This window comes from Streptomyces sp. Ru62, assembly GCF_002920615.1.
In the GTDB taxonomy this organism is placed as follows: Bacteria; Actinomycetota; Actinomycetes; order Streptomycetales; family Streptomycetaceae; genus Streptomyces.
Genome location: NZ_PQSU01000017.1, coordinates 18,997 through 43,213, shown reverse-complemented (window position 1 = coordinate 43,213; position 24,217 = coordinate 18,997). Strand labels below are relative to the sequence as shown.

Genomic DNA, 24,217 nt, shown 5'->3' with positions numbered 1-24,217 from the left:
TGCCGTGACGGAACAGCATCACGAGCAGCACTCGCATGCGCACCGGTTCGAACGGGGCACGGACGGACCGAAGGTCATCCTGGTCGGCGTGGACGGCTCCGACTCCTCGATGCGTGCCGCGGCGTACGCGGCGGGTCTGGCCCGGCGCCAGCGCGCGCTGCTGGCGGTGGTGTACGTGCAGCCGGTGCTCGCGGCCGGGGCGGCGCTCGGGGCGCCGGTGGCGGAGACCACCGACGAGATCGCCGAGGACCTGGTCGCGCAGATCCGCGACGCGGCCGAGCGGCTCAAGGGGACGTTCGAGGTGCGCTGGGAGTTCCACACCTTCCGCGGCGACCCGTACAACGGGCTGGTGAAGGCGGCGGACGAGCTGAAGGCGGACGCGGTGGTGGTGGGCGCCTCGGAACAGGCCGGCCACCGGATCATCGGCTCGGTGGCGGTCCGCCTGGTGAAGGCCGGCCGCTGGCCGGTCACGGTCGTGCCGTAGGGCGGCGCCGCGGGGGCGTCTCGGCGGAGGTGAGACCGGCGCTCGGACCACCGGGGGCGCGGCGGACCGCACGGGCGCCCGCGCCTGCCGCGGCTCCGGCCGGCCCGGTGCCCCCTGACCGGGACGGCTTCTCGGGGGGCGCCCCGATCGCCGGGACGCGTTCCCCCGTCCGCATCGCCGCGCGCCTCGATCACCCCGGCGGCGGGGTGCACCCGTACCGTCGCCGGCCACTGGCCCGTCGTGCTCGCCGGAGGTCGGGTCCGGGCTCCGCGTGGGCCGTGCGTGGCGTCTTCCCTGGGGATCTCCACTGGGCCATCATGATCGGCCGTCAGCCGTTTGCCGTCGGCGAAGAGGTGAGGCCCATGGACAGGCTCCGCGCGGGTGAGGGGATTCTCCGCCGCAAACCCATCGAGCACATCGAGGAGACGGAGGTCGGCGAGGGCACCCGGCTGGACAAGTCGCTGGGGCTCTGGCAGCTGACCGCCATCGGTGTGGGCGGCATCATCGGCGCGGGCATCTTCACGCTGGCCGGAACGGTGGCGAACGGCACGGCCGGGCCCGCGGTGCTGGTGTCCTTCCTGATCGCCGGTGTCGCGAGCGCCTGCGCGGCGCTGTCGTACGCCGAGTTCGCGGGGCTGATCCCGAAGGCGGGGTCGGCGTACACCTACGGCTACGCGGTGCTCGGCGAGTTCGCGGGCTGGTTCATCGGCTGGGACCTGCTGCTGGAGTACACCGCGATCGTGGCCGTGGTGGCCATCGGCATCTCCGGCTACTTCAGCTTCCTGGTGGAGCAGATGGGCGCCGACCTGCCGCGGTGGATGCTGGGCGCGCCCGGCACCGGGTCCGGGCACCGGGTCGACCTCTTCGCGGCCCTGCTCTGCCTGCTGATCGCCTGGCTGCTGAACCAGGGCATCCGCAGCGCGGCCCGCTTCGAGACGTTCGTGGTCGCGCTGAAGGTGCTGGTGGTGCTGCTGGTGATCGGGGTGGGCGTCTTCCACATCGACACGCGCAACTACCATCCGTTCTTCCCGTTCGGCATCAGCGGGGCGTTCACCGGCGCCGCGACGGTGTTCTTCGCCGTGTTCGGCTACGACGCGATGTCGACGGCGGCCGAGGAGTCGAGGGACGCCCAGCGGCACATGCCGAAGGCGATCATCTACTCGCTGGTGATCTCCATGGTGCTGTACGTGGCGGCCTGTCTGGTGCTGACGGGCATGCAGAACTACCAGCACATCGATCCGGAGAGCGGTTTCTCCACGGCGTTCAAGTCGGTGGGGCTGGGCGCGCTCGCGGACGTGATCGCGGTCGGCGCGATCATCGGCATCCTCACCGTGATGTTCACGTTCATGCTGGGCGTGACCCGGGTGTGGTTCTCGATGTCCCGGGACGGACTGCTGCCCCGGTGGTTCGCGAAGACGCACCCGACGCGGCACGTGCCCACCCGGGTGACCTGGATCGTGGGGCTGGCCTCGGCCGTCATCGCCGGGTTCGTACCGATCGGCGAGGCGGCCGAGCTGACCAACATCGGCATCCTGCTCGCGTTCGTGGTGGTGTGCACGGCGGTGATCGTGCTGCGCTACCGGCAGCCGGAGCTGCCGCGCACCTTCCGGACGCCGGGCATGCCCGTCGTGCCCGCGCTGGGGGTCGTCTTCTCGATCTGGCTGATCACGTTCCTGCAGTGGCAGACCTGGGTCCGGTTCGCGGTGTGGTTCCTGATCGGCTGCGGTGTCTACTTCGGCTACTCCTACCGCCGCTCGGTGCTGGCGGAGCGGCCGGCGCCGTAGTCACTCCGCCATGACCAGCCCGTCCTGCCCGGCGCCCCGGCTGAGCACCACGTCCCTGATCCGGTTGCGCACCCCCTCCAGTTCGGCGCCCTCGGCGATGGCCTTGTCGAGGTCGACGACCCGGCCCGCGTCGAGGTCGTAGAGCTGGGGAACGAACTCGGCCTTGGTGACCCGCCAGGCCTCTCCCGGCCGGGCGGGCGGGGCGAAGGTGAAGCGGCCGAGGGTGGACTCGTTGCCGCGCGGGTCCTGGGCGCCCTCGCCGTTGTACATCTCGCCGGCGATCTGGTCGCCCATCCCGTAGATCACCCAGGTGCCGTTGACCTTCTCGTACGCCTGCGGGACGTGGGCGTGGGTGCCGAGGATCAGGTCGATGTCCGGGCGGCCGGCCGTGGCCGAGGCGGTGAGCCGCTGGGCGAGGGTGAGCTGCTGCCGGTCGGGCTCGTCCTGCCATTCGGTGCCCCAGTGCACGGAGAGCACGACCACGTCGGCGCCGGCCCGCCGGGCCGCGCGGGCGTCGGCGATCATCCGGTCGGCGTCGATCAGGTTGACCGCCCAGGGCTGTCCGGGCGGCAGCGCGTTGCCGTTGGTGCCGAAGGTGTACGACAGGTGGGCGACCTTGGCCGAGCCGGCCCGCAGGAGCGTGACCGAGCGGGCCTCGGCCTCGTTGCGGGCGGTCCCGGCGTGCCGCAGGCCGGCCCGGTCCATGGCGTCGAGGGTGCGCCGGATGCCGCTGGCGCCGTCGTCCAGGGCGTGGTTGGAGGCGGTGGAGCAGCCGTCGTAGCCGGTGTCGGCGAGGGCCTGGGCGATCTGCGGCGGGGACTTGAAGTCGGGGTAGCCGGCGTAGTCGCCGTCGGCGCCGTAGACGGTCTCCATGTGACACAGAGCCAGATCGGCCTGGGCGACCAGTGGTTTGATGCCGGCGAGCATCGGGCGGAAGTCGTGGCCGCTGCCGCCGGCGTCGAAGGAGGCGCGCTCGATGACGGAGGTGTGCGGCAGGACGTCCCCGGAGGCGACGAGGGTGAAGCCGTCCGCGGCGGCGGGCGCGGCGTGTCCCTCCGCGCCGGACTCCCGGTTCTGGTTCTGGCAGGCGGCTCCGGCCGCGAGGACGGCGGTCAGGGCCAGGGCCACCTGCTGTCTGCGTCCGATCATCAACTCACCCCAAGATTGTCGTATATACAGATGAAGCCGTCACGGGCATATGGGTATGAATCTGATGAGTCGGATAAACGGCACGAGAGCTGTCCTTAGCCCGTCCGGGGTCCTGACGTACCGCTCGCCCTGGTCCTGGCGTACCGCTCGTCCGACCGTTCGCCGACGCGTTCGACCGTCCGTCGCACAACCGGGTCCGCCCCCTGTCCGCCGGCCGCGCCCTGCGCTGCCATACGGCCATGACGGCCGGAACCTCACTCACCCCCGGGACGACGACCGCCGAGCACGAGCTGGCCGCGCTCCAGCGCGAGCACGGCGGACCCCTGTTCGCCCTGCTGTTCAGGCTCTGCGACGGAGACCGGCAGCGTGCCGAGGACCTCGTCCAGGAGACCCTGGTGCGCGCCTGGCAGCATCCGGAGGCGCTGCACGCCGACGGCTACGACTCCGTACGGCCCTGGCTGCTCACCGTGGCCCGGCGGCTGGCGATCGACGCCCGGCGGGCCCGGCAGGCGCGGCCGCCCGAGATCGGCGACGAGGTCCCCGAGAACGCGCGGGTGACCGCTGATCACGCCGAGCGGGCCGCCGCGATGCTCGACGTCCGGGAGGCTGTGAAGACACTCACGCCGGAGCACCGTGACGTACTGGTACTCGTGTATTTCCGCGGGGCCAGTGTGGCGGAAGCGGCGCAGACCCTGGGGATCCCACCCGGTACCGTGAAATCCCGCGCGTATTACGCGTTGCGCGCCCTGCGCCGGGGCCTTCCGGGTTACGCGACCGACCTGCGGTGAAACCGGGAGCCGGGTCAAACCTCGGTAAAGCGCCTTGCTGCGGCATCCGTTCGGGCATGGGCTGTCCTCATCCGCGTTCCGGCGGGCACCGGGGCCGCGGTCCCGGCGGGGGCCGGGCGACGCGCACGCACCGGAGGAAGGCAGGAAGGGATGCTGCACAGAGGGCACGAGAGCACGGACGGCGCCGACGGCGGTGAACTGGCCGTTCCGATGGCCTGGTTGTACGCCGAGTACATCGCCGACGAGCTGCTGCGCACCGGCGATCTGATGCCACCGACGTCGTTCGAGTTCCGGGCCGGCCGGGACGCGCTGGCGCTGACCGTCTTCCTGTCCGACACCGACGGGGAGCTGTCCGGCATCCGGGTGATCTCCCAGCTGGAGAACTGGCTGTCCCTGACCGCCTACGACCAGCCGTGGCAGGACTGGGTACGGGAGCGCCTGGCCGAGCTGACCGAGCGGGCGGCCGGCTCCGGGACGCCCAGCCCCGACCTGGCACTGGCGGCGGACGCCTGGCGCTGGCTGGAGGAGACCGAGCTGCTCGCGCCTGACCTGGACGCGGTCCCCGGCGGGGGCGCGGTGTTCGGGGAGGACGACGGGCCGAAGGTGTGGACCCCCGCCTGGCGGCTCGGGCTGCCCCTCGGGCACCTCGCGATCCACCTCTTCTGAACCTTCCGGAATTCACACCAATCCGCGGGCCGGGCCGCTCCGAATCTCTTGTCCGTGATTTCGTGCGCGGCTTGAGTGATTCGGCGGTCGCCTGCGTACGGGTGGGAGCAAGGAGTAACCCTTCCCCCACCCTTCGGCACGAGGATTCGGCATGAGGTCCCTGGAAAGGCATCGCGACGTCGGCGCGTACGCGCTCGGCGTGCTGGACGAGGCGGAGGCCTTCCGCTTCGAGGACCACCTCATGGAGTGCCCTCAGTGCGCGGCACACGTGACCGAATTCGGAGCCACGACCCGGCAGTTGATGTTGTACCGCCGGGCCACGCCGCGCTTCGTGCACCCCATGGCACAGCCCGGCCCCCGGCTGCCGGACCGGCTGTTCGGCGAGCTGGCGCGCCTGCGGCGGACGCGGCGCCGCCGGATGCTGTACGGCCTGGCCGCCTCCGTGGTGCTGGCCGTGGCCGGCCCCGGGATCGTGGCCTTCGCCGGCCACACGGACCCGGCCGCACAGGTCGCCGCGGCGACCGATCCGGACACCGGGGTGTGGGCGCGGGTCACCTCCGCGGAGGAGGGCTTCGGCAGCGATCTGCGGCTGGAGGTCAAGGACGGCTCCGGAGCGCACACCTGCCGGCTGGTCGCGGTCGGCCGCGACGGCACGGAACAGGTCGTCGCCGGCTGGACCAACGCGGGCGACGGCACCCGGCCCACCACCGCGATGGGCGCCGCCGCGATGCGTCCGGACCAGATCGCCCGGTTCGAGATCCGCACGACGGACGGGAAACGGCTGGTCACGGTACGGCCACGGTGACCGCACCGGGACCCCGGCCCGGGCGCCGCCCTCACCCCGGCCGAACTCGCCCTGGTGCTCGGGCCCGTCGTCGACGGCCGGGTGTGCCGACGGGGAGCGGTGGTCATCGGCCTCCGCACCAGCCGGCGCCGAGCGTCGGGCTCATTTCAGCAGGCGGGACAGCCGGCGGTCGGCCAGGGGCTTGCCGCCCGTCTGGCAGGTGGGGCAGTACTGGAGCGAGGAGTCGCTGAAGGAGACCTCGCGGATGGTGTCGCCGCACACCGGGCACGGTTCGCCGGTACGGCCGTGGACGCGCAGACCGCTCTTCTTCTCCGCCTTCAGCCGCCCGGCGGCCACGCCCCGGGAGCGCTCGACCGCCTCGGCGAGCGTGTCGCGCAGCGCCTCGTACAGCCGGTGGGTCTCCTCCGGTGTGAGGGAGGCGGCCAGCTTGAACGGGGACATCTTCGCCGCGTGCAGGATCTCGTCGCTGTAGGCGTTGCCGACGCCCGCGATCAGCGACTGGTCGCGCAGGGCACCCTTGAGCTGCCGCCGTTCGCCCTGGAGCAGGGCGGCGAAGCGGTCCTCGTCGAAGTCTCCGGCGAGCGGATCCGGGCCGAGGCGGGCGATGCCGGGCACCTCTTCCGGGTCGCGGACGACGTACACGGCGAGGCGCTTCTGGGTGCCGGCCTCGGTCAGGTCGAAGCCCTCGCCGGTCTCCAGCGCCACGCGCAGCGCCAGCGGGCCCTTCCCGGGCTTCGGCGGGCCGTCCGGCAGCCGGTCCCTCCACTGGAGCCAGCCCGCGCGGGCCAGGTGGGCCACCAGATGCAGCCCGCCGTCCGTCTCGATGTCCAGGAACTTGCCGTACCGGCGCACGGCCGTCACCCCGGCTCCCTCGACGGCCGTGACCGGAGGGTCGTACGTCTTCAGGACGCTGATGGCGACGGGCAGCACCCGCACCACCCGCCGTCCGACCAGGTGCTCGGTGAGGAAGTCCGTCAGCGCTGCTACCTCGGGCAGTTCGGGCATACGTCCAGAGTGCCACCCGGCACCGACAACGCCCCGCCGTCTCGCCCGGACCGGTGGCTACGGCACCCGGAACTCGCACCACACCGCCTTGCCGCCGCCCCGCGCCTCCACGCCCCAGCTGTCGGAGAGCCGTTCCACGAGGACCAGGCCCCGCCCCGAGACCCCGATCTCGCCCGCGTCGCGGCGCCGCGGCAGGGCGCTGGAGCCGTCCTCGACCTCGATGCGCAGCCTGCGGTCGCCGCCGTCCAGGGCCCGCAGGGTGACGATCGCGGAGCCCTCGGTGTGCATCAGGGCATTGGTGATCAGTTCGCCGGCGACCAGCTCGATCTCGTCGGCGAGGTCGTCGGCGCCCCAGGCGCGGACCGCGGCCTGGATCATGTGCCGGGCGTGGGTGAGGGCCTCCGGGTCGCCGGGCGCCACATGCTGCCGGAGCCGGCCGCCGGCCCGCGTGGCCTCGCGGCTGCGGCGGCGCAGCAGGAGCAGCGCTACGTCGTCGTCGCCGCCCCGTTCCTCGGCGAGCTCGATCAGCCGGTCGGCGAGGTCGCGCACCTCGCGCGGGCCGTCGCAGACGAGGGCCACCAGGCCGCTCATGCCGTCGTCCAGGTCGGCGCCGGGCTGTTCGACCAGCCCGTCGGTGTACAGCAGCAGGGTGTGGCCGGGGTCGAGTTCGAGGGTGGTGACGGGGTACTCCAGCCGCCCGAACTCGGCGGACAGGCCCAGCGGCAGCCCGCCCTCGACGCCGACCCGGGCGCACCTGCCGTCACCGCTGCGCATCAGCGGGTCGATGTGCCCGGCGCGGACCACCTGGACGACTCCGGTGGACAGGTCCGCCTCGGCGTACAGGCAGGTGGCGAAGCGGTCGGTGTCGAGTTCGTGCAGGAAGACGGAGGCGCGCGCCATCACGGTGGCCGGGGGGTGGCCCTCGGCGGCGTAGGCGCGCAGCACGATGCGCAGCTGGCCCATGACGGCCGCCGCGTGCGTGTCGTGGCCCTGGACGTCCCCGATGACCGCGCCGACCCGGCCTCCGGGCAGCGGGATCAGGTCGTACCAGTCGCCGCCGATGTCCCGGCCCAGCGCTGCCGAGCGGTAGCGGACCGCGACGTCGGCGCCGGGGACGCTGGGGATGGTGCGGGGCAGCATGGCCTGCTGGAGGCCCTGGGCGAGGTCCTTCTCCTGTTCGTAGAGCATGGCCCGCATGAGGCTCTGGGCGATGCTGCTGCCCAGCGCGACGAGGACGGCGCGCTCCTCGGCGGAGAAGCCGCGCCGGTCGTCGTAGAGCAGGCCCATCGCGCCGATCGGGCGGGCCTGGGCGATCAGGGGCAGGTAGGCGGCCGAGGTGACGTGCAGGTCCGTGAGGTGCGGCCAGAGGATCGGGTAGCCCTCGGCGAACTCCTCGGGCGATTCGATGAACCGGGGGCTGAGCGTGCGGACGACCTCGCTCATCGGGTACGGCTCGTCGATCCGGGTGATCCGGGTCCCGGGGACGGAGGCGCCCACCGGTCCCTCGGCCACCAGCCGGATCCGGCCCGCCTCCACCAGGCCCATCACCAGGCTGGCCGCGCCGAGGTGGCGGATGCCGTGCGCGTCCTTGAGGACGTCGATGACGTCCTGGACGCTGCGGGCGTGGGCGAGCGCGGCGGAGATGACCTGGACGACACTGGTCTGCTGCCGGAACGCCTCGTCCTGGGCGGCCCGGAGGCTGCGGGCCGCGCTGTCGGCGAGTTCCTCGGTGGCGTCGCGCACGATGCCGACGACCCGGCGCGGGCGGCCGGTGTCGTCGCGCCGGATGTAGCCCTGGGTGTGCGTCCAGCGCATGGTGCCGTCACGGCAGCGGATGCGGAAGTAGGCGCCGTAGTTCTCGCTGCCGTCCTTGATCGCACGGGCGACCGCCGCGTCGAGCCGGGCGGCCTCCGGCGGCGGCACCCGGACGGCCAGGGTCTCCGGGCGCCCGTCGTACTCCTCGGGCAGCAGGTCGAACACCTCGAAGGCCTGGACGTCCATGTGGAACAGACCGGCGTCCAGGTCCCAGTCGAAGCTGCCCATGCGGTTGAGCGCGAGGATCGGGTCCGGGTGTGCGGGCCAGTCCTCCGGGAGTGACAGGGCGCTCGCTCCCCGATCGGCCATGGGGCCACCTTGCCAGGAACCGGCCGATTCTTCGACTTGATCGGCGACCGGGCACGTGTGCACGGCGGGGGCGTGGTGAGGTCGGTCGGGCAGGGGCCGCGCTCAGCCCTGATCGGGGGCGCCCTGATCGGAGACGTCCGGGTCGGAGACGTCCGGGTCGGAGACACCCGGGTCCGTGGGGGCCACGGAGAGGTCGAGGGAGAGATCGCGGGCCGGATCGAGAACCGGGTCGGGGTCGGGGGCGTCCTCGGCGGGCGGCGGCTCCTGCGCCGTCGTCCCGGTGTTCCGGTCCGCGAGCCCGCTGGCACCGGCCGGGCGATCGCCACGGCCGTCCGGCGCGGCGGAGCCGGACGGGGACGACGGCGTACCCGCCGGGGACCGCTGCGTACCGGACGGGGACTCCGACACGGCCGGGCCGCTCTCGCGCGGACTCGGCCGCCCGGTGACCGACGGCCCGGCGTCCGCCGGACCGGACGGGACCGGGCTGGCGGCGGCCCGTGCGGGCGGGGGCACGATCCTGTCCCGGCGCACATCGGGGCCGACCCGGCGCTCGATCCAGGTACGGGTCGCGGCGTCCATGATCGTGATGCTGTTGACGGCCCGGGGCGCCGGGGCCACCACGATCACCTGGTCCGGCTCGTATCCGGCCCAGGGGGTGCCCCGGGCCCCGGCACCGCCGCGGGTCGGCGCGGGCGGCTTCAGCGGGTTGCCGCAGGCGCAGCGCACCCGGGGCATGCCCCGGTCGTCGACGAGGACGGCGGTGCCGGCCTGGAGGACGGCCTGGTAGCGGGCCGCCTGACCGTCGCGGTAGGCGTGGTTGGTGACGCGGGTGTCGCCGCCCAGGACGACCGGGGTCAGGCCGCGCAGATAGCCCGGGAGCGCCGACCGGGTGACGCCGGCCGCCTGGGCGAAGGCGTCGGCCTTGGCCCCGTCCGCCACCAGACGGCCGATGTGCCGCTCGACGTCACAGGCGGCGACGTGCGGGGTGCCCCGGTACAGGCCGGGGGTGGCGCCGGACACGGTACGGGCCGCGCGCAGGGGTGCCTCGACCTCGCCGGGCTGGACCCTGGCGCTGCCCCGGGGGGACTCCGGCCGGGTGGTGGCGGTCTCCGTGGAGTCGGTGAAGGGGTCGGGCCCCCGGTCGGTGGCGGCCTCCAGGACGACCAGTTCGCCCGCTCTGGTCTGCTTGACACCGGCGCCCGCACAGCCGGCGGCGAGGAGCGCCACCGAGAGCGCCCAGGCCGCGACGATGGATCGGGTGGGTATCCGCACCGCACACTCCGCATCACTGTGGGTGATTACGCCCTATTGTTGGCATTGCTCAGGTTTGGCTGGCAACTCGGAGAACGCCGTGACGACAGCGGCGCCGGGTTCGCCGCACAGGAGGGCGCGCACAGCCGTGGACTGGTTCACCGCACCCGACTACTGGCTGAGCCGGCTGGTCTTCCAGCGGGCCCTGGCCGCCGTGTACCTGGTCGCGTTCCTGACGGCGGCCCTGCAGTTCCGGGCTCTGCTGGGCGAGCGCGGGATGCTGCCGATCCCGCGCCACCTGGCCCGGGTGCGGTTCCGGCACGCCCCCAGCCTGTTCCACCTGCACTACTCCGACCGCTTCTTCGCGGCCTGCGCCTGGACGGGCTGCGCGGTGTCGGCGGCCCTGCTGGCGGGGGCGGACTCGCTGCTGCCGCTGTGGGCCGGGATCCTGCTGTGGCTGGTGCCGTGGGCGCTGTACCTGTCGATCGTCAACGTGGGCCAGACGTGGTACGCGTTCGGCTGGGAGTCGCTGCTGCTGGAGACGGGGTTCCTCGCCGCGTTCCTCGGCAACGGCGAGGTGGCGCCGCCGGTCGTGGTGCTGTTCCTGCTGCGCTGGATCCTGTTCCGGGTGGAGTTCGGCGCCGGGCTGATCAAGATGCGGGGCGACGCCTGCTGGCGGCGGCTGACCTGTCTGGACTACCACCACGAGACCCAGCCGATGCCGGGCCCGCTGAGCTGGTTCTTCCACCGTCTGCCGAAGCCGCTGCACCGGGTGGAGGTGGCCGCCAACCACGTCACCCAGCTCGTCGTACCGGTCCTGCTGTTCACTCCGCAGCCGATCGCCTCGGCCGCCGCCGCGCTGATGATCGTCACCCAGCTGTGGCTGGTGCTCTCCGGCAACTTCTCCTGGCTGAACTGGATCACCATCGTGCTGGCGCTGTCCGCGCTCCATCTGCCGGCGACCGCGCCGCCGGTGCCGTCGGCGCCGCTGTGGTACGAGGTGCTGGTGCTCGCGGTCGCCGCGCTGCTGCTCTTCCTCAGCTACCGCCCGGTGGTGAACATGGTCTCCCGCCGCCAGGTCATGAACCGCTCCTTCGACCCGCTGCACCTGGTGAACACCTACGGTGCGTTCGGCAGCGTCAGCCGGGTCCGCTACGAGGTGGTCGTCGAGGGCACGCTGGACGACACCCCGCACCCGGACTCGGACTGGCGGGAGTACGCCTTCAAGGGCAAGCCCGGCGATCCCCGCCGCTGGCCGCGCCAGTTCGCCCCCTACCATCTGCGCCTGGACTGGCTGATGTGGTTCGCGGCGCTGTCGCCGGCCTATGCCGGGGAGTGGTTCGGCGGCCTGGTGGAACGCCTGCTGGAGAACGACCGGGACACGCTGCGGCTGCTGCGCCGCTCCCCGTTCCCGCCGGACACCCCGCCGCGCTACGTCCGGGCCCGGCTGTTCCGGTACCGGTACACGACCTGGGAGGAGCTGCGGGAGACGGGGGCGTGCTGGGAGCGGACGTTCGTGCAGGAGTACCTGCCGCCGACACGGCTCGCGGGCGCGGTTCAGAGGTCGTAGACGCGGCTCGCGGTGGTCTCGAACAGCGCCGTCCGCTCCGCCTCGCCGAGCCCTGCCGTCACCTCCCGGGTGAGCGCGTGGACGTCGGTGTAGCTCATGGCCAGGGTGCACACCGGCCAGTCGGAGCCGGTCATCAGCCGGGCGGGGCCGAAGGCGTCCAGGGCGATGTCGACGTACGGGCGCAGTCCGGCGGGGTTCCGGGTGTCCGGGCCGGCCTCGGTGACCAGGCCGGAGAGTTTGGCGACGGTGTTGGGAAGGGCGGCGAGGGCACGCAGGGCGGCGGCCCAGGACGCGCGGTCCCCGGAGGCGATGGGCGGCTTGCCCAGGTGGTCGAGGACGAACGTGAGCTGGGGCAGCGCCCGGGCCGCCGCCACGCAGGCCGGGAGCTGGTGAACCTGGACCACGAGGTCGTACACCAGTCCGGCGTCGGCCACGGCGGCCAGGCCGCGCAGGACGTCGGGCCGCAGCAGCCACTCGGGATCGGGTTCGCCCTGCACCTGGTGCCGGATGCCCTTCAGGTAGGAGCCGCCGGGGAGCGCGCGCAGCCGGGCCAGCTCGTCGGCGATGCCGGGGCGGGTGAGGTCGGTCCAGCCGACGACCCCGGCGATCAGGTCGTGGGCGGCGGCCAGGGCGAGGAACTCGGGGGTCTCCTCGGGCACGGTGATCGTCTGGACGAGGACGGTACGGTCGACTCCGGCGGCGCGGGCCTCGGGTTCCAGGTCGGCGACGGTGAAGTTCCGGCGCAGCGGCTGGAGTTCGGGGCCACGGATCCAGTCCTGGTCGCGGACGGTCAGGTCCCAGACGTGGTGGTGGGCGTCGACGCTCACGGCAGCTCCCATACGACGGGCAGGGTGGCGGCCGCGCCCTCGGCGGAGTAGTCGTGCGCCACGTCCAGCAGGTCCGCCATCCGGGTCTGCCAGGCCGTGTTGACCGGGAGCCGTTCCAGCTCGGCGAGGAGACGGGCGTAGTCGGCGCACTCCAGGACGTGGAAGAGGTCGGTCCCCGACCGCCAGATGGTCCAGGAGGTGGCCCCGGCGGCGCGGATGGCGTCGGTGAGGTCCTTGGGGACCGCGCGGTGGGCGGCCTCGTACTCCTCGACCCGGTCCGCGCGGACCTTGGTGTGCAGCGCGACCCTCATGACGGTTCCTCCGGGGGCAGCAGGCCGGTCGCGCGCAGTTCCCGCCAGCAGGCGTCCGGCACCGGCGTCGCGAACTGGTCGGCGCAGTCGTGGACTTCGGCCGCCGAGCGGGCGCCGGCCAGGACGCTCGCCACGGCCGGGTGGGCGGAGCAGAAGGCGAGGGCGGCGGCGCGCAGGGTGGTGCCGTGGCGCTCGGCGACCGCCTTGATCCGCAGCGCCCGGTCCAGCAGCTCCGGGGGTGCCTGCGTGTAGTCGTACGTCGCCTGGCGGGTCGGGTCCGCCAGCAGGCCGGAGTTGAAGGCGCCGCCGATGACCACGGACACGCCACGTCGTACCGCCTCGGGCAGCAGCTCGGTGGCCGCGCTCTGGTCGAGGAGGGTGTACCGGCCCGCGCAGAGCACCACGTCGACGTCCGTGTCACGGACGAACCGGGCCAGCATCTCCGCCTGGTTCATTCCGGCCCCGATGGCGCCCACCACGCCCTCCGCACGGAGCTTCTCCAGCGCCGGGTAGCCCTCGCGGAAGGCCTGTTCGGCGTGGTCGTCGGGGTCGTGGAGGTAGACGACGTCGACCCGGTCGAGGCCGAGGCGTTCCAGGCTCGCCTCCAGGGTGCGGCGGACACCGTCGGCGGTGAAGTCCCAGACACGGCGGTGGGCGGCGGGTACGGCGAAGCCGTTGGCCAGGTCGTCGCCGGTGCCGTCGGCCGGCTCCAGGCGCCGGCCGACCTTGGTGGAGACCGTGTAGTCGGCGCGGTCGTACTCCCGCAGGGCCGCGCCCAGGCGGCGTTCGGACAGGCCGAGGCCGTAGTGCGGGGCGGTGTCGAAGTAGCGGATGCCGCGCTCCCAGGCCGCTCGCACGGCCGCGTGCGCCTGATCGTCGCCGACCGGGGTGTAGAGGTTGCCGAGGGCGGCGACGCCGAAGCCCAGGGGGGTGACTTCGACGCCCCCGCGGCCCAGGCGGGTCACCGGTCCGCCGCCGGACGCAGCCGCAGGCCCTGCATGCCGCCGTCGACGGCGAGGGCGGTGCCGGTGGTGGCGCCGGCGAGGGGGCTCGCCAAGTAGGCGATGGCGGCCGCGACCTCGGCGGCGGAGACCAGCCGCCCGGTGGGCTGGCGGGCCTCCAGGGCGGCGCGTTCGGCGGCCGGGTCCTCGGCCGCGTCCAGCAGCCGGCCGATCCACGGGGTGTCCACCGTACCGGGGTTGACGCAGTTGACGCGGATGCCCTCGCGGACGTGGTCGGCGGCCATGGCGAGGGTCAGGGAGTACACCGCGCCCTTGGTCGCGCTGTACAGGGCGCGCTGCGGCAGGCCGGCGGTGGCCGCGATGGAGCAGGTGTTGACGATCGCCGCGGTGCCCGGACGGTCGGTGGCGGCGCGGCGCAGGTGCGGCAGGCAGGCGCGGGCGGTGCGGACCATGCCGAGGACGTTGACGTCGAAGACGTGCCGCCACTCGGCGTCGTCGTTGTCCTCGACGGTGCCCTGGGCGCCGACGCCCGCGTTGTTCACCAGGATGTCCAGCCCGCCCAGCGCCTCGGCCGCGTCCTGGACGGCCGTGCGCACCGAGGCGTCGTCGGTGACGTCGGCGCGCAGCCCGAGGAGGGGCTTGTCGACCGCGGACGGGTCCAGGTCGAGGACGGCGACCTGGACGCCGCGGGCGGCGAGGAGGTCGGCGGTGGCCCGGCCGATGCCGGACGCGCCGCCGGTCACCAGGGCCCTCAGTCCCGCGAAGTCGCTCATGCCGCCTGTCCCTTCTGGGTGTCGGGGTCGGCGGCCCAGTAGGTGCCGCCGGGGAAGGTGTACCGCGCGAGGGACTCCGGGCGCAGGGCGGCGGAGAAGCCGGGCGCGGTGGGTGCCGTGTAGTGGCCGTCGCGGATGACGACCGGGGTGACGAAGTGCTCGTGGAGGTGGTCGACGTACTCGATGACCCGGTCCTCGGTGCTGCCGGAGACGGCCAGGTAGTCGAACATCGACAGGTGCTGGACGAGTTCGCAGAGGCCGACGCCGCCCGCGTGCGGGCAGACGGGGACGCCGAACTTGGCGGCGAGGAGCAGGATGGCCAGGTTCTCGTTGACCCCGCCGACGCGGGCCGCGTCGATCTGCACGATGTCGAGGGCGCCGGCCTGGAGCATCTGCTTGAACACGATCCGGTTCTGCACGTGCTCGCCGGTGGCGACCTTCACGGGGCCGACCGCGCGACGGATGGTGGCGTGGCCGAGGACGTCGTCGGGGCTGGTGGGCTCCTCGATCCAGTACGGGCCGAACTCGGCCAGGGCGTTGGTCCAGCGGATCGCCTCGTCCACGTTCCAGCGCTGGTTGGCGTCGATCGCCAGGCGGATCTCCGGTCCGACGACGGCGCGGGCCACCCGGCAGCGGCGGATGTCGTCGTCGAGGTCGGCGCCGACCTTCAGCTTGATCTGGCGGAAGCCGTCGGCGACGGCCCGGGCGGCGAGCCGGCCGAGCTTGTCGTCGTCGTAGCCGAGCCAGCCCGGGGAGGTGGTGTAGGCGGGGAAGCCGCGCTTCAGCAGCCGGGCCCGGCGCTCCCCGGCCCCCGCTCGGCCGCGCCTGAGCAGGTCGAGGGCCTCTTCGGGGGTGAGCGCGTCGGTGATGTACCGGAAGTCGATCTGCCGGACCAGCCACTCGGGTTCGGCGTCGGCGAGCAGCTGCCACAGGGGCTTGCCGGCCCGCCGGGCGGCGAGGTCCCAGGCGGCGTTGACGACGGCCCCGATGGCCATGTGCATCACGCCCTTCTCGGGGCCGAGCCAGCGCAGCTGGCTGTCGGCGATCAGGTCCCGGAAGAGCGAGCCGGGGTCGGCGCACAGTTCCCCGACGTCGCGGCCCAGCACATGGCCGCGCAGCGCGTCGATCGCGGCGACCTGGACGTCGTTGCCCCGCCCGATGGTGAAGGTGAATCCGTGTCCCTCCAGACCGTCGGCGGCGTCGGTGCGCAGGACGACGTAGGCCGCCGAGTAGTCGGGGTCCGGGTTCATCGCGTCGGAGCCGTCCAGCTCGCGCGAGGTGGGGAAGCGGATGTCGTGGGTGTCGACCGCGATGACGCGGGCGGGAGCGTCGGACACGGATGCCCTTTCTGCTGGGAGAAGGTGACGGTTCATCAGTCCTGGGCGCGGCCCGTCGTCACACGGGCGATCATCAGGGCGACGAGGATGATGCCGCCGTAGATGGCCTGGATCCAGAACGACGGCACCTGGGCGAGGGTCAGCAGGTTCTGCACGACGCCCAGGAGGAGGACGCCGGTGAGGGCGCCGAACATGGTGCCCTTGCCGCCGTCCAGGCTGATGCCGCCGATCACCGCCGCCGCGAACACGGTGAAGATCATGTTCTGGCCCTGGTTGGCGCTGATGGCGCCGACGTAGCCGGTCTGCATGATGCCGCCGACGGAGGCGAGGACACCGGCGACGACGAACACCCCGAGCATCACGCGCTCCACACGGATGCCCGCGGCGCGTGCGGCCTCCGCGTTGCCGCCGATGGCGTACAGGGCGCGGCCGACCCGGTGGTACTTGAGCACGCCCCCGGTGACGGCGAAGGCGACGGCGGCGAGCCACACCGACATCGGGACGTCGAGGAAGGTGGTGGTGGCGAGCGAGGAGAAGCTGTCGGGCATGCCGAACAGGGTCTTGCCCTTGGTGGCGCCGACCAGCAGCCCGCGCAGCACGATGAGCATCGCGAGGGTCACGATGAACGCGTTGAGCTTGAACTTCACGACCAGGACGCCGTTGAAGGCGCCGACGGCCGCGCCCGCGACGAGGATGGCGAGCAGGGCGACCGGCGCCGGGAACCCGGTGCCCCAGCCGGCCTGCGCCGAGGGCAGGACGAGGAGCGCCCCGACGGCGGGCGCGATGCCGACGACCGACTCCAGGGACAGGTCGAACTTGCCGGTGATGAGCACCAGCGACTCGGCGAGCACCACCATGGCGAGGGCGGCCGACGCGCCCAGGATCGAGATCAGGTTCCGCTCGGTGAGGAACGAGTCGTTGACCACCGCGCCCAGCACCACGAGCAGCAACAGGGCTGGTACGAGGGCCAGTTCGCGGGCGCGGCGGAGCAGCACGGCCCGGGCGGCCCGCTGGTCGGGAAGGCGGGGCGAGGTGAGCGGCGGGGCCTTGGTGTCAGCCATGGTCCACTCCTTCGATGGAGGCGATCAGCTCGTGGTCGCGCCAGCCGGCCGGGTGCTCGGCGACGATGCGGCCGTGGAAGAGGACGAGGACGCGGTCGCAGCGCCGCAGATCGTCGAGTTCGTCGGAGACGACGAGCACGGCCGTGCCGTCCTCGCGGGCGCTGTCCATGCGGGCCAGCAGGGACTCCTTGGACTTCACGTCGACGCCGGCCGTCGGGTTGATCAGGACGAGCAGGCGGGGGTCGGAGGCCAGGGCGCGGGCCATGACGACCTTCTGCGCGTTGCCGCCGGACAGGTCGGAGACGGGCTGTGCGGGGCCCTCGGTGCGGATGTCGAGGCGGTCGATCAGCTCGGTGGCGAGACCGCTTCTGCGGTCGGTGCCGACGAAACCGAAGCGGCCGAGCCGGTCCAGGACGCTCAGGGTGGTGTTGTCGCCGACGGTCATGCCGGGGACCAGGCCCTGCTCGTGCCGGTCGCGGGGCACACAGCCGACGCCCGCGTCCAGCGCCGCCCGCACGTCGCCGAACGGCAGCGGCTCCCCTTCGAGCAGCGCCGATCCGCCGTCCGGGGTGTGCAGTCCGGCGAGGGTCTCGGCCAGCTCGATCTTGCCGCTGCCGCTGATCCCGGCGAGTCCCACGACCTCACCGCGGCGGACGGTGAGGTCGATGCCGTCGTACGCGGTGGAGGTCAGGCCGCGCACGTCGAGCACGACCGGGGCGGCATCGCTCACCGTGCCGCGCGACCGCGCGAGTTCGGCGACCGACTCCCCCGCCATCGCCTCCACCAGGGCCGACCTGGGCAGCTCGGCGACGGGGGCCGTCGTGATCCAGCGGGCGTCCCGCAGCACGGTGACCGTCTGGCAGACCTCGTAGACCTCTTGCAGGTGGTGCGAGATGAACAGGAAGGTGACCCCGGAGTCCTGGAGCGCCCGCATCCGGCTGAACAGGCGCTCGATCTCCCGGTTGTCGAGCTGGGCGGTGGGTTCGTCCAGCACGATGAACCGGGCGCCGAAGCTCAGGGCGCGGGCGATCTCCACCATCTGGCGGTCCTCGACCCTGAGTTCGGCGGTACGGGCCTGCGGGTCGACGTGAACGTCCCAGGTGGCGAGGAGGTCGGCGGCCTCGGTGCGCAGTCGGCGCCAGCTGATCAGCCCGCGTGCCCGCGGCTGCCGGTTGAGGAAGAGGTTCTCCGCGACCGTCAGCTCCGGTACGACGGTGGGCTTCTGGTACACACAGGCGACCTTGCGGCGCCAGGCGTCCCGGTCGGCGAGCGGGGGCGCGGGCTCGCCGTCGAAGCGGACGGTGCCCGCGTCCGGTGCCTGGAGGCCGGTGAGGATGTTCACCAGGGTGGACTTGCCGGCGCCGTTGCGGCCGACGAGGGCGTGGGACTCGCCGGGCAGCACGGTGAGCCGGCCGTCGGCGAGGGCGACCGTGGGGCCGTACCGCTTGACGATGTCCTTCGCTTCGACCAGGGGCGCGGTGTCGATGAACGGGGTGGTCATCGAAGTGTGGCTGAGCGGACCGTGGCTCATCGGACCGTGTTGCCCCACAGCTTGGGGTCGTCGACGTTGTCCTTGGTGACCAGCGGGGCGGGCAGCTGGTCCTCCAGGATGCCGCTGGGCAGCTCGACGATCGTGGAGTCGTGATCGGTCGGGCCGGGCTTGAACTTCTTCCCCTCCATCGCCGCCTTGATGTAGTACAGGCCGTACTTGGCGTAGGCGTCGGCCGGCTGGGAGACGGTGGCGTCGATCTGGCCCTTGCGGATCGCCTCGTACTCCTGCGGGATGCCGTCGTTGGAGACGATCGCGATGTGCCCCTTCTGCCCGGCCGTCTTGAGCATGTTCTTCGACTTCAAGGTCTGCAGGGTCGGGGCCAGGTAGACGCCGCCCGCCTGGAGGTAGATGCCCTTGATGTCGGGGTTGGCGTTGAGGAGGGTGTCGAGCTTGGCGGCGGCGGTGTCGGATTCCCACTTGGCGGGGATCTCCAGCACCTTGAGCCGGGGGTACTTCTCCTTCACGCACGACCGGAACGCCTCGGAGCGGTCGCGGCCGTTGACCGAGGCCAGGTCGCCCATGATCTGCACGACCTTGCCGCTGCTCACGTGCTGCCCGAGGTAGTCGCAGGCCTTCTTGCCGTAGGCGACGTTGTCGGCGCGCACCACCATGGCGACCTTGCCCTTGTCGGGCGCCACGTCCACGGCGACGACCGGCACACCCTTGCGTTCGGCCTGGTCGAGTCCGGCCTGGATCGCGGCGCTGTCCAATGGGGCGACGACCAGCCCCTTGACGCCCTGGTTGAGTTCGTTGTCGATGTCGGTGATCTGCTGCGAGGGGTCGCTGTTGGAGTTGACCGTCTTCAGCGCCTCGACACCCTCGGACTTGGCCATCTTGGGCACGTAGTCGTTGTACGACTGCCAGAACGGCGAGGTCAGCAGCGGCAGGATCACGCCGACCTTGCCGGTGCCGCCGCTTCCCGCGCTCGCGGTGTCCTTGGTGCTGCCGCAGGCGGCGAGCACCAGCGAGGCGCCGACGGCCAGGGCCGCCGCGCCGGTGATCCGGGACCTGCTGCGTTTGCTCACTGTGCTGGCGGGCATCTCGCGGCTCCTCGTCGAGGGGGTTCGAGCAGACGACCGCATACTTATCAGACCACTCAGGCGGTCGAACACCCTCGCGCACCAAAAATTCCGGCTGTCGGCGCGTAGTGGTCGGACCACTCGGCTGGTTAGACTGCGACGCACCCGGTGACTGGAGGAGTGGCGTGGACGAGGCAGCCCCGCAGAAGGGCACGGTGACCCAGCGCGCCATCGAGGAGATCAAGGCGATGATCGCCGAGGGTCGGCTGGAGCCGGGCCAGCGGCTGCCCACCGAGCGGGAACTGGCTGCTCAGCTGGGCATCTCCCGCAGCTCGATGCGGGAGGCGATCCGCGCCCTGACGGTCATGGGTGTCCTGGAGGCGAGGCACGGCTCCGGGATCTACGTCACCGCGCTGGAGGCCGGCGACCTGCTGGAGACCTTCGGCGTGGTCGCCGACCTGTCCCGGGGCCCGCGCCTGGTGGAGCTCCTGGAGGTGCGCCGGATCCTGGAGTCGACGGCGACCGCACTGGCCGCCGCGCGCATCACCGCCGACCAACTGGCCGCCGTCGACAAGCACTTGGCGGCGATGAACGCCACCGACGACCCCGAGGAGATCCTCGCCCACGACCTCGCCTTCCACCGCGAGATCGCGTCCGCCGCCGGCAACGAGACCATGGCCGCCATCCTGGACGGCCTGTCCTCGCGCACCTTCCGCGCCCGCGTCTGGCGCGGCTACCAGGAGGAGGGCGCCTTCGCCCGCACCCGCCGCGAACACGCCGCCATCCACCGCGCCCTCGCCGCCCACGATCCGGAGGCGGCCCGGGCGGCGGCAGCGGCCCACGTGGGCGAGGTGGAGGAGTGGCTACGGGCCCAGCTCGGCGGCTAGCCGGCCTACCGTCTTGCCCGCCCGTGCCCGGTGCACGGTCCCGGTCACCCGGGACCAGCTCGTCCCCCAGGAAGCACCCCACCGGACCCCCACCTGCCACCGGCTCCACCTCTCCGGACACGTTTGAGGCGGGCATTGATCAGCGTGCGGTCGTCCGGTGTGCGGGGTGCTCCCCGGGGTTCCGGGACTACCAGGGGTGGGTCACGGTCACCGGGGTCGAGGCGTTGAACAGCTCCCCCACCGCACGCAGTTCGAACCGCGCGGCCGTCTCCCCTTGTTCGGGCCGCTGGCCGGCGACGAAGTAGGCGCGCTGGCCGGTGGCGCCGAGGAAGCGGCGGGTGCCGTCGGGGAGGAGGCGGTGGAGGGTGTAGTGGCGGACGGCTCCGGGGGCGGCGGTCCAGGCGAGGCGGAGGTCGCCGCCGTTCGCAGCGGTGACGCGGGCGCCGGAAGGGGCCGCGGGCGCGGTGACGGTGTCGCGTACGGCCAGGCCGCCCAGGCGCCAGCGGACCGGGCCCTCGGTCGCGGTGAGCCGTACGCCTAGCGCGCGGACGGTGCCGGAAAGACCTGTGAGCGGCACGGTCACGGTCTGCCAGCCGTTGACCGACCGAACCCGGACCCCGGTGTTGACGGAGTTCACAGCCAGATATGTGTACGGCGGTGTCGCCCCCGGCGCGCTCGGTTCGGCCGTCGCCACCGCCAGCTCGACGTCCATCTCCCCGGACTCGCTCCGGTAGGTCAGCTCGGCAACCGTGTTCTCACCGATCGGCAGCCGTGTCGCGTACAGATCCACCACCGCCGGTTGATCCAGTTCACCCGCGACCAGCACACTGCTCCCGCCCCGCCAGGCGTCGGTGAAGTCGAAGGAGACGGCCGGCCGCTCCCCCGTCGTGTGGACCGCCCACCGCCGCGAGGGCAACCGGTCCTGGAGCCCGAGGTGGTTCCAGGGCGCGTCCGAGGTGACGACCCCCTCCTCGTACCACCGCAGTCCGTGCCCGGTGTTGAACACGCTCGCGAACGGAAGGGAGGTCACCGTCGACCGGTCCGCCACGGACACCGCCGGCGCCCGCCACGGATCGCTCGCGTCGGGCCGCGAAGGGTCGAGCGACCGCCCGGTCCAGAACCGGTCGTCGGCCGCGTGGAAGTCCTCGGGGGCGCGCTGGTCGGCGGGCAGGTGGTTGCGGGTCCACTCGGGCCGGTAGAAACCGATCGAGGTGATGTGCGGCTTGCCGGTCGGCACGATCGCGTCCCAGTTCACGGACGTACCGGACCCGTTGGACTCGACGTCGACGCCCGCCCACAACTGGTAGCGGCTCCGTCCCAGTTGGTCCGCCTTCGTACCGGAGGCGGCGAGCGTGGCCGCGCTCCACCGGAAGTCCACGAACATGTCGTCGGCGGCCTGGAAGAACGCCTGGTTCTGGCTGTTCAGGGCGCCCTGCCAGCTGACCGTGCCGTTCACGGTCATCGCGTCGTACCAGGTCACCCGTTGTCCCGAGGCCGCCGCGAGCACCTTCAGCTCCTTGAGGAAGCCCAGCATGGCCGTGCCCAGCGCGGTGTTGCCGCCGCTGGTCTCGGCGTTGACGAACCAGCCGTCGAAGCCGTACGCCGAGGCGACCGCGACGAGTTGCGCGGCGAGCGGGTAGTGGCCGGTGGCGTCCTTCTGCACCAGGTCCCGGGTCCACTGGAGTTGTCCGCCGTAGGCCACCGGGGGCAGGAAGATGTTCCCGAGGACGGGGACGCCGTGCCGGTGGGCCGCGTCGACGATGGGGGCGTTCGGCGCGAGGATCAGGCCCTCGCCGGCCGAGCCGCCCCAGAACACCAGCTCGTCGATGTACGCCCAGTGGGTCAGGGCGTAGTAGTCGGCGGTGGCCGAGCCCTGGGAGGGGTTGGCGGAGGTGGGCCCGAAGGAGACGAGGGCCTGGACGCGGGCCTGTCCGGAGCGGGCGGTGGTGTTCGCCGGGGTCGGGGTGAAGCGGGCGGCGAGCGGTATGGAGGCGGCGTTGAACGCGAGGTCGGGGTCGTCGGCGGCGCGCCAGCTCTTCAGGCTGCGCCAGGTGATGCCGGGGCCCGGACTGCCGGCGGGCAGCGAGTCCGGGTACCAGTAGGAGGCGTACGGCGGGGTCGCGGCGGCGGCTCGCGGGGCCGCCTGCGCGGGCAGCGCGGGGGTCAGGGCGGCGGCGCCGGCGGCGATCAGGACCGTGCGTCTGGTGGGGTTCACGAGCGGAGGCCTCCATGAGGGATGGAACGTACCTGCTGTGACGACTGCGCCGTGACATCGTTGTCGGGGCCTTCGACGGAAGTCAATGGCGGTGCACGGCCTCTCGACGTGCGACCCCCTGAGCGGGCACAGTTCTCCCTGCCCGTCTTCCGTACCCATGAGTAACGAGGAGCGCCCGTGAGCAACTGGGCCGGCCGGAGTGCCACCGAGATCGCCGCCGCCGTCCGCGAGAAGCGGGTGACGCCGAGGGAGGTGGTGGCCGAGCACCTCGCGCGGATCGAGCGGCTCGACGGCCGACTCGGGGCGTTCCGGAAGGTCCGGGCCCAGGCGGCGCTCGCCGAGGCCGACGAGCTGGCGTCCCGCGCCGGCCTCGCCGAACTGCCCCTCGCGGGCGTGCCGGTGGCGGTGAAGGACAATCTCGCGGTACGCGGCGAGTCGTGCCGCAACGGCTCCGCCGCCACCCCGGACACCCCGGCCGCCGAGGACCATGTGACGGTGGCCCGGCTGCGGGCGGCGGGCGCGGTGGTCGTGGGGCTGACGAACGTGCCCGAGCTGTGTGTCTTCGGCACCACGGAGGGCCCGTACGGCATCGCCCGCAACCCCTGGGACCTCTCCCGCACGGCCGGCGGCTCCTCCGGGGGCAGCGCGGCGGCGGTGGCCGCGGGGCTCGTGCCGCTCGCGCTGGGCAACGACGGGATGGGCTCGCTGCGCATCCCGGCCGCGAACTGCGGTCTGGTCACGCTGAAGCCGGGGCACGGGGTGGTGCCCGCGGGGATCGGCGACGGCGACTGGTTCGGCATGTCGGAGAACGGCCCGCTGGCCACCACGGTCGAGGACCTGCGGCTGATGCTGGGGGTCCTCGCGGACACGGAGTTCGTACGGCCACGGGAGGGGACGCGCCGGAAGATCGCCGTCGGCCTGCGCAGTCCGCTCGCCGGGGTGAGCGTGAACCGGTCGTATACGGCCGCGGTCCGGCAGGCGGCCGGGACGCTGGCCCGGGCGGGGCATCAGGTGCGGCGGGCCGAGCCGCCGTACCCGCTCTCCCTCGGCGTGACCGCGCTCCAGCACTGGACGGCGGGTACGGCGGTGGACGCCCAGGGCCTGGACCGGGCGCGGCTGGCCCGCCGGACCCGGGTGCACGCGGCCGTGGGCGGCCGGTTCGTCCGGCCGGTCCGCACCGGCGCGGCGCGCGAGCGGCTGCGGGCCCGGCTGACGCCGTTCCTCACCGAGTACGACGTGCTGCTCACCCCGGCCCTGGCCCGCCGCTCCCCCACGGCCGGCCCGTGGCACGAGCGCGGCTGGCTGCGCAACGTCCTGGCCAACACCGCCTACTCGCCCTTCACCCCGCCGTGGAACCTGACGGGCTGGCCGGCGATGTCCGTGCCGGCCGGCAGTCTGCCCTCGGGTGCCCCCTGTGCCGTACAGCTGGTGGGGCGGCCGGGCACGGAGGCCGTGCTGCTGGAGCTGGCGCGGGAGTTGGAGGAACTGAGCCCGTGGCGGCGGACGGCACCGGTGGCGGAGCAGGGCGAGGGGCCGGCACCTGGTCGGTGAGGCCGATGGGCCTGACGGGCGGCCGGTGTACGGGGCGCGGGAGGCGACCGGCGGCCGGTGTACGGGTGCGGCTTCTGTGATCCGCGTGGGCGTGCG

21 protein-coding genes are annotated in these 24,217 nt (G+C 73.0%); 8 read left to right on the top strand and 13 right to left on the bottom strand.

Annotation, left to right across the window (positions count from 1 at the left end):
- Positions 1 to 4: 4 nt before the first annotated feature.
- Positions 5 to 484 (top strand): universal stress protein, encoded by a 480-nt coding sequence (locus C3492_RS23320; RefSeq protein WP_103813705.1) that lies wholly within the window; start codon positions 5 to 7, stop codon positions 482 to 484.
- A gap of 362 nt (positions 485 to 846) precedes the next feature.
- Entirely contained in the window at positions 847 to 2,268 is a 1,422-nt protein-coding gene (locus C3492_RS23315) for an amino acid permease (protein ID WP_103813704.1), read from the top strand.
- On the opposite strand, the gene C3492_RS23310 is transcribed toward C3492_RS23315, so the two are convergent.
- A complete protein-coding gene (locus C3492_RS23310) occupies positions 2,269 to 3,417 on the bottom strand; it encodes a CapA family protein (RefSeq protein ID WP_103813703.1) in 1,149 nt (382 codons plus the stop codon). It abuts the gene before it with no gap.
- Between the two features lie 239 nt (positions 3,418 to 3,656).
- On the opposite strand from C3492_RS23310, the gene C3492_RS23305 reads away from it, so the two are divergent.
- The 3 genes from C3492_RS23305 to C3492_RS23295 all read left to right on the top strand — a co-directional run bounded on the left by C3492_RS23305 (position 3,657) and on the right by C3492_RS23295 (position 5,676).
- Positions 3,657 to 4,205: a sigma-70 family RNA polymerase sigma factor gene (locus C3492_RS23305; RefSeq protein ID WP_103813702.1), complete on the top strand. Its 549-nt coding sequence runs from the start codon at positions 3,657 to 3,659 to the stop codon at positions 4,203 to 4,205.
- Between the two features lie 150 nt (positions 4,206 to 4,355).
- Positions 4,356 to 4,871: a hypothetical protein gene (locus C3492_RS23300; protein WP_103813701.1), complete on the top strand. Its 516-nt coding sequence runs from the start codon at positions 4,356 to 4,358 to the stop codon at positions 4,869 to 4,871.
- Positions 4,872 to 5,022: 151 nt separating this feature from the next.
- Complete coding sequence (locus C3492_RS23295) at positions 5,023 to 5,676, top strand: zf-HC2 domain-containing protein (RefSeq protein ID WP_103813700.1); 654 nt, start codon at positions 5,023 to 5,025, stop codon at positions 5,674 to 5,676.
- Between the two features lie 141 nt (positions 5,677 to 5,817).
- On the opposite strand, the gene C3492_RS23290 is transcribed toward C3492_RS23295, so the two are convergent.
- From C3492_RS23290 to C3492_RS23280, 3 genes are all read right to left on the bottom strand, one after another.
- Positions 5,818 to 6,681 (bottom strand): Fpg/Nei family DNA glycosylase, encoded by an 864-nt coding sequence (locus tag C3492_RS23290; RefSeq protein WP_103813699.1) that lies wholly within the window; start codon positions 6,679 to 6,681, stop codon positions 5,818 to 5,820.
- Positions 6,682 to 6,738: 57 nt separating this feature from the next.
- Positions 6,739 to 8,805 carry a SpoIIE family protein phosphatase gene (locus C3492_RS23285; protein WP_103813698.1) on the bottom strand — a complete coding sequence of 689 codons (2,067 nt, stop codon included), beginning with the start codon at positions 8,803 to 8,805 and terminating at the stop codon, positions 6,739 to 6,741.
- Positions 8,806 to 8,907: 102 nt separating this feature from the next.
- A complete protein-coding gene (locus tag C3492_RS23280) occupies positions 8,908 to 10,077 on the bottom strand; it encodes a DUF6777 domain-containing protein (protein ID WP_258055831.1) in 1,170 nt (389 codons plus the stop codon).
- A 127-nt stretch (positions 10,078 to 10,204) separates the two neighbouring features.
- Here C3492_RS23280 and C3492_RS23275 point away from each other — a divergent pair, with 127 nt between their 5' ends.
- A complete protein-coding gene (locus C3492_RS23275) occupies positions 10,205 to 11,626 on the top strand; it encodes a lipase maturation factor family protein (RefSeq protein ID WP_103813697.1) in 1,422 nt (473 codons plus the stop codon).
- Here the strand turns inward: C3492_RS23275 and C3492_RS23270 are convergent.
- The 8 genes from C3492_RS23270 to C3492_RS23235 are packed head-to-tail and all read right to left on the bottom strand — an operon-like array spanning position 11,614 to position 19,489.
- Complete coding sequence (locus C3492_RS23270; protein ID WP_103813696.1) at positions 11,614 to 12,453, bottom strand: amidohydrolase; 840 nt, start codon at positions 12,451 to 12,453, stop codon at positions 11,614 to 11,616. The two genes, C3492_RS23275 and C3492_RS23270, sit on opposite strands and share 13 nt — an antisense overlap.
- Positions 12,450 to 12,764: an L-rhamnose mutarotase gene (locus C3492_RS23265; protein WP_103813695.1), complete on the bottom strand. Its 315-nt coding sequence runs from the start codon at positions 12,762 to 12,764 to the stop codon at positions 12,450 to 12,452. The genes C3492_RS23270 and C3492_RS23265 overlap by 4 nt, the downstream gene beginning before the upstream one ends.
- Complete coding sequence (locus C3492_RS23260) at positions 12,761 to 13,729, bottom strand: aldo/keto reductase (protein ID WP_103813694.1); 969 nt, start codon at positions 13,727 to 13,729, stop codon at positions 12,761 to 12,763. Before C3492_RS23260 ends, C3492_RS23265 begins: the two co-directional genes overlap by 4 nt.
- Positions 13,726 to 14,499, bottom strand: coding sequence for an SDR family NAD(P)-dependent oxidoreductase (locus C3492_RS23255; RefSeq protein ID WP_103813693.1), 774 nt, complete (start codon positions 14,497 to 14,499; stop codon positions 13,726 to 13,728). Before C3492_RS23255 ends, C3492_RS23260 begins: the two co-directional genes overlap by 4 nt.
- Positions 14,496 to 15,836 (bottom strand): L-fuconate dehydratase, encoded by a 1,341-nt coding sequence (locus C3492_RS23250; RefSeq protein WP_103813692.1) that lies wholly within the window; start codon positions 15,834 to 15,836, stop codon positions 14,496 to 14,498. Before C3492_RS23250 ends, C3492_RS23255 begins: the two co-directional genes overlap by 4 nt.
- A 35-nt stretch (positions 15,837 to 15,871) precedes the next feature.
- Positions 15,872 to 16,897 carry an ABC transporter permease gene (locus C3492_RS23245; RefSeq protein WP_103813691.1) on the bottom strand — a complete coding sequence of 342 codons (1,026 nt, stop codon included), beginning with the start codon at positions 16,895 to 16,897 and terminating at the stop codon, positions 15,872 to 15,874.
- On the bottom strand, positions 16,890 to 18,398 hold the full coding sequence (locus C3492_RS23240) for a sugar ABC transporter ATP-binding protein (RefSeq protein ID WP_103813690.1): 1,509 nt from the start codon (positions 18,396 to 18,398) through the stop codon (positions 16,890 to 16,892). The genes C3492_RS23245 and C3492_RS23240 overlap by 8 nt, the downstream gene beginning before the upstream one ends.
- 26 nt (positions 18,399 to 18,424) lie before the next feature.
- Complete coding sequence (locus C3492_RS23235) at positions 18,425 to 19,489, bottom strand: sugar ABC transporter substrate-binding protein (RefSeq protein ID WP_103813689.1); 1,065 nt, start codon at positions 19,487 to 19,489, stop codon at positions 18,425 to 18,427.
- Positions 19,490 to 19,653: 164 nt separating this feature from the next.
- On the opposite strand from C3492_RS23235, the gene C3492_RS23230 reads away from it, so the two are divergent.
- A complete protein-coding gene (locus C3492_RS23230) occupies positions 19,654 to 20,355 on the top strand; it encodes a FadR/GntR family transcriptional regulator (protein ID WP_103813688.1) in 702 nt (233 codons plus the stop codon).
- 187 nt (positions 20,356 to 20,542) lie between these two features.
- Here the strand turns inward: C3492_RS23230 and C3492_RS23225 are convergent, their stop codons facing one another.
- A complete protein-coding gene (locus tag C3492_RS23225; protein WP_103813687.1) occupies positions 20,543 to 22,570 on the bottom strand; it encodes an endo-beta-N-acetylglucosaminidase in 2,028 nt (675 codons plus the stop codon).
- Positions 22,571 to 22,747: 177 nt separating this feature from the next.
- Here C3492_RS23225 and C3492_RS23220 point away from each other — a divergent pair, with 177 nt between their 5' ends.
- Positions 22,748 to 24,121: an amidase gene (locus tag C3492_RS23220; RefSeq protein WP_103813686.1), complete on the top strand. Its 1,374-nt coding sequence runs from the start codon at positions 22,748 to 22,750 to the stop codon at positions 24,119 to 24,121.
- The last annotated feature ends 96 nt before the right edge of the window (positions 24,122 to 24,217 follow it).

Coding starts and splice junctions, on each gene's coding strand:
- C3492_RS23315 (WP_103813704.1), top strand. CDS start 847: ATGGACAGGCTCCGCGCGGGTGAGGGGATTCTCCGCCGCAAACCCATC.
- C3492_RS23310 (WP_103813703.1), bottom strand. CDS start 3,417: ATGATCGGACGCAGACAGCAGGTGGCCCTGGCCCTGACCGCCGTCCTC.
- C3492_RS23305 (WP_103813702.1), top strand. CDS start 3,657: ATGACGGCCGGAACCTCACTCACCCCCGGGACGACGACCGCCGAGCAC.
- C3492_RS23300 (WP_103813701.1), top strand. CDS start 4,356: ATGCTGCACAGAGGGCACGAGAGCACGGACGGCGCCGACGGCGGTGAA.
- C3492_RS23295 (WP_103813700.1), top strand. CDS start 5,023: ATGAGGTCCCTGGAAAGGCATCGCGACGTCGGCGCGTACGCGCTCGGC.
- C3492_RS23290 (WP_103813699.1), bottom strand. CDS start 6,681: ATGCCCGAACTGCCCGAGGTAGCAGCGCTGACGGACTTCCTCACCGAG.
- C3492_RS23285 (WP_103813698.1), bottom strand. CDS start 8,805: ATGGCCGATCGGGGAGCGAGCGCCCTGTCACTCCCGGAGGACTGGCCC.
- C3492_RS23265 (WP_103813695.1), bottom strand. CDS start 12,764: ATGAGGGTCGCGCTGCACACCAAGGTCCGCGCGGACCGGGTCGAGGAG.
- C3492_RS23255 (WP_103813693.1), bottom strand. CDS start 14,499: ATGAGCGACTTCGCGGGACTGAGGGCCCTGGTGACCGGCGGCGCGTCC.
- C3492_RS23245 (WP_103813691.1), bottom strand. CDS start 16,897: ATGGCTGACACCAAGGCCCCGCCGCTCACCTCGCCCCGCCTTCCCGAC.
- C3492_RS23240 (WP_103813690.1), bottom strand. CDS start 18,398: ATGACCACCCCGTTCATCGACACCGCGCCCCTGGTCGAAGCGAAGGAC.
- C3492_RS23235 (WP_103813689.1), bottom strand. CDS start 19,489: ATGCCCGCCAGCACAGTGAGCAAACGCAGCAGGTCCCGGATCACCGGC.